The sequence below is a fragment of the Moorena sp. SIO3B2 genome, from assembly GCF_010692525.1.
Taxonomy (GTDB): Bacteria; Cyanobacteriota; Cyanobacteriia; order Cyanobacteriales; family Coleofasciculaceae; genus Moorena; species Moorena producens.
Genome location: NZ_JAAHHE010000436.1, coordinates 1 through 4462, shown reverse-complemented (window position 1 = coordinate 4462; position 4462 = coordinate 1). Strand labels below are relative to the sequence as shown.

The 4462-nt window shown below is 44.2% G+C and carries 5 protein-coding genes and 1 other RNA gene; 2 read left to right on the top strand and 4 right to left on the bottom strand.

The features are described 5' to 3' along the window. Positions 1-134: 134 nt before the first annotated feature. The 3 genes from mreD to F6K38_RS35540 form a co-directional block, all read right to left on the bottom strand. On the bottom strand, positions 135-680 hold the full coding sequence (gene mreD / locus F6K38_RS35550; RefSeq protein WP_008186442.1) for a rod shape-determining protein MreD: 546 nt from the start codon (positions 678-680) through the stop codon (positions 135-137). Positions 681-718: 38 nt separating this feature from the next. Next, positions 719-1459, bottom strand: a complete 741-nt coding sequence (gene mreC, locus F6K38_RS35545) for a rod shape-determining protein MreC (RefSeq protein WP_044493822.1) — start codon at positions 1457-1459, stop codon at positions 719-721. Positions 1460-1583: 124 nt separating this feature from the next. Beyond that, the gene (locus F6K38_RS35540; protein WP_008186438.1) at positions 1584-2591 is read right to left on the bottom strand and encodes a rod shape-determining protein; all 1008 of its coding nucleotides are present in this window, start codon (positions 2589-2591) and stop codon (positions 1584-1586) included. A 378-nt stretch (positions 2592-2969) separates the two neighbouring features. On the opposite strand from F6K38_RS35540, the gene F6K38_RS35535 reads away from it, so the two are divergent. Continuing rightward, entirely contained in the window at positions 2970-3335 is a 366-nt protein-coding gene (locus F6K38_RS35535) for a single-stranded DNA-binding protein (protein WP_075900051.1), read from the top strand. A 299-nt stretch (positions 3336-3634) separates the two neighbouring features. Here the strand turns inward: F6K38_RS35535 and ssrS are convergent. Next, a non-coding RNA gene (gene ssrS, locus F6K38_RS35530) (6S RNA) lies at positions 3635-3817 on the bottom strand. Positions 3818-3944: 127 nt separating this feature from the next. Between ssrS and F6K38_RS35525 the strand changes: the two genes are divergently transcribed. Then, positions 3945-4448 carry a CRR6 family NdhI maturation factor gene (locus tag F6K38_RS35525; protein WP_008186432.1) on the top strand — a complete coding sequence of 168 codons (504 nt, stop codon included), beginning with the start codon at positions 3945-3947 and terminating at the stop codon, positions 4446-4448. Positions 4449-4462 lie beyond the last annotated feature (14 nt).

Below are 4462 nucleotides of genomic sequence, written 5' to 3'. Positions count from 1 at the left end.
AACCTTCAACCTTCAACCTTCAACCTTCAACCTTCAACCTTCAACCTTCAACCTTCAACCTTCAACCTTCAACCTTCAACCTTCAACCTTCAACCTTCAACCTTCAACCTTCAACCTTCAACCTTCATAAAGCATTAGGATTGCTCCATTGAATTGCACCACTGCCACCACCGATTGAGTGGATAGTAGACGACTGGTGCCCAAAGACTACTGAGAATTGCAGAACAGATGGCAATACGCTGATGGTCTGTCCAGATTTGTGCTAATTGGCGAGAGCCTTGAAAACTATGCTGAATAGCGGTCACTGTTTCCCCAACAATCGCCATGCCAAACACAATTAAAGCTACTGAAATAAAATCTTCCTGAATATACCGCTGCTTTTGAATTAGAGCAGTCAAGATCCCAACGATGGCAAGGCTATAGACATGGGTAGGCTCAGGGAATGTCATACCATCTTGTACTAATCCCAATACCAACCCTGCGAATGCTCCTTGAAACGCTGTGCGTTTAATGCTCCAGGCAACAACCCAAATCAACAGCCAGTTGGGAGCGATTCCCAGTAATTCCATTCCCGGTAAACGTGTCAGTAATAAGATTGAGCAGAGGATAACTGAACTAACTGTCACTGCCCAATTGATTGTTCGACGAACCCAAATAGAAAACTCAGACGTGTTGGTCATTGGTGATTAGTCATTGTTGATTAGTCATGGGTCATGGGTCATGGGTCATTTGGATCAATAATCACCCACTCCAGATAACTCATCGGGGCTGTCAACTCAATAATCGCCTCTGGGGCTGGACTTTTGTCAAGAATAACAGACTCTACACGTCCTAGGGGTAAACCAGCTGGGAAAAGCTGGCTGACAGTGGAGGTAGCCACAGCATCACCAGGACGGACGTTTGGCACTTTATCAAAAAACTGCATTATTGCCCGATTAGTTCCTTGTCCACGCAAAAAACCCATGCTACGGCTACGGCTGATCACGGCACCTACCTTACTAGTGGGGTCACTGATCAGCAAGGCACGACTGGTGTGGGGTGTCACGGTAACGACTCTACCCACTACACCGCCAGGTGCCATAACAACGAAGCCCTTTTTGATCCCAGCTTCACTCCCTCTTCCCAGAATGATTTCTTGCCACCAGCTGTCAGCGCTACGTCCCACAACAGGCGCAACAATTCTTAGTTTCTTCGGGGTTTTTTTATAACCTAACAGCTCTTTTAGCTTCTGGTTTTGGGTTTTGAGTTCCTCTACCTGCTGTTGTAGTTCCAGTGTCCGCGCATTAGAGAGGCTTTCTTCTTTAGCAGGTAGCGATTGAAAAGGGCGGGTTATCAATTGATAGATTTCAAAAATTGTTGCACCCTGAGTTCTTCTAAGTAACCAAGCAGCAATTAGGGTAAGACTCCCCAGCATAATTGCTACTCCATGTCTCCCCCACCAGCGACGCAGCATGTACATAGCCTATCCATAAAATAGTCAGATTTTGGCTAATCAGTGAGTTTTTACACTAGCCACACTCAATCTACACTCTTAAGATATTGAATAAAAATACTCTTTAAGGTTGATGTTTAATAGCTGACCATTACATATTACGGGAACGTCCACTAAACACCCGCTCTAACTGTTTGTAGTTCTCTAAGACTCGACCAGTTCCCAAAACAACACAGCTGAGGGGATCAGCTGCCACATGGGTTACAATGCCGCTTTCATGACTAATCAGTGTATCTAATCCTTTCAATAAAGCACCACCACCCGCCAGCATAATACCTCTATCAATAATATCAGCTGCCAGCTCGGGGGGAGTCCGTTCTAGAGTGCGCTTAACAGCATCAACAATAACAGAAAGGGGTTCTGCCATACTTTCACGAATCTCTGGTCGTTTGATCGTAACAGTTCGTGGCAAGCCAGACAGCAAGTGTAATCCTCGCACTTCCATGGCAGCTTCATTATCGTCAGGTGTTGGATAGGCTGAGCCAATGCGGATTTTGATGTCTTCTGCTGTCCGTTCCCCAATTACTAGGTTATGGACTTTTTTCATATACTGAGTAATTGCTTCACTCAGTTCATCTCCCGCAACACGCACTGATTCGCTTAGAACTGTTCCCTGCAAACTTAGAACTGCTACCTCAGTGGTGCCTCCACCGATATCAATAATCATGTTACCTGTTGGTTCTGCTACAGGTAATCCAGCACCAATGGCTGCTGCTACTGGTTCATCAATTAACCTAACTTCTCTAGCACCAGCCTGTAATGCGGCTTCCATGACGGCTCGTCGTTCCACACCTGTGACACCGCTAGGGATACCAATCACAATCCGAGGTGAAACTAGGGCTTTGCCTTCGTTTACCCGCTGGATGAAGTGCTTCAGCATCAGTTCAGCGGTATCGAAATCAGCAATCACACCATCCCGTAAAGGACGTACGGCAACTACATTACCTGGGGTTCTGCCCAACATCTTTTTTGCCTCTTCGCCTACGGCTAGGGGAACCTTTTCGTCTTGATCAATGGCAACCACAGAAGGCTCTTGAAGAACAATGCCTTTACCAGATACATAGACTAAGGTGTTAGCTGTACCCAGGTCTATACCCATGTCCCGTGACAGGGAAAAGTGATTCAAAATACTCACTAGTTTCTACGCCTCACAAAATGCTGTGTACAACCGAAATTGCACCGGAACTGTAACTGAGGTGGATTCTATTATGTTTTTTCCAGTTAGTCTAGTACGCTAGTACACTAGGTCATTATGATTCTCCGGATACTATTTGGAAGAAATTTCTGCGAATACACCCAGCTGCAAATACATAACGGTTTCATCGGCTCAAGTTAAGCTCCAGTTAACTAGAATATTGTTGATGACTGACTTGCTTCGGTGACTTAAAATAAGTCTTAAAATAAGTTAGTAATTGTTATACACCAGCTGAATCTGTTATTGTAGAGCCATAATCAGTACAAAAGTACCAATATAACTATGAGTCTCAATGTTGTCCATTTAGTCGGTCGTGCAGGTACAGACCCAGATGTTAAGTATTTTGAGTCTGGGGGTGTATTGTGTAAACTGGCCTTGGCAGTGAGACGACGGACACGCAATAGTGATCAGCCTGACTGGTTCAACTTAGAGATTTGGGGGAAGACGGCGGAAGTAGCTGCTAATTATGTGCGTAAAGGTAGCTTAATTGGTGTAAAAGGGTCTTTGAAAATTGACACTTGGAGCGATCGCACCACCGGAGCTGATCGCTCACAACCTGTGATCCGAGTAGAGCGCCTTGATTTACTTGGCTCTAAGCGTGATACTGATCCGAGCGCTGTAAGTAGCTATGATAACACCGAATTTTGAATAGTTTTGATTTATACTCAAACCTCATAACTAGTCTAGCTATTAGCTTTCGAGGAAACTAATAGCTAGACTAGTATAGGTCTGGATTTCTACCCTAAGTTCCCTGAGTAAAAACTAAAATACTTAGGGCTAAGAAACTTAGCTCTAAAACATTTAGGTCTACTGCTTACCTAATGCTATGAACTAGATCTATTGCTTTTCAGCCAATTCCTGTGTTTAGGTGATTACTTACCAGTTGCCGATCACTAGTTGCCGAACACTAGTCAAACATGCTTCAGACGATGATTGTCTGATCCTACAGGTTCACCAAGAAGCCGTCTTACCTCAGTTTATGACCTGGCTAACCAGGTGGGCACTGTCGAATATCGCTTGAAGTTTCTGGGTATTTTCCCAGTCTACTGCCGCAAATCCGATTAGTTCCCTTATATATATGAGCATAGATCAAAAAACACTATTGGCAGTCACCAACTTCCCAGTAAAACCTGCTGACTCTATTGTAGTAGCTGCTCAAAATATCTGCAACATCTAGGTGTTTGACCACATAAATGCCTAGCAGGAGAAAATAGTGTAATAAGACTTTACTGATTTTGTTGACATTGGAACTATTGCGTGACTACAATCATTTCCTTAAATACTAACCATTTCCAAACCTTAGACTTGTCTCCAGCTCAGACAGTGGTTGAAGGGTGGCTGCAAGACGGTGCGATCGCAAACTATGAGCAGCAGCTAGGCTTTAAGATTGATTTTGATTGCGATCCTGAGGATCCACGAGAATTCTCAGAGATCCCAGAGGTGCGGTTATGGTTTGTGCGCTTGGATGCTACCTATCCCTGGTTACCTTTTCTACTAGATTGGAAATCTGGGGAATTCGTCCGCTATACTGCTATGCTAGTGCCCCACCAATTTAATCGTACAGAAGGCATCCAGTACAACTCTGAAGCCTTAGAAATTTTCGTGATGCAGAAGATCTTTGTACTTAGTCAATGGTTAAAGCAGTGGGGTATACAAAGCCAATCCCGCCTCAAGTCGATGGCTCAGTTACTTGGCTATGAACTAGATGATACTTTGTTTGATCTGATCGAAATCTCAGGGGGTGATATCAAGTCCGGTTGAATACCCATCATAAA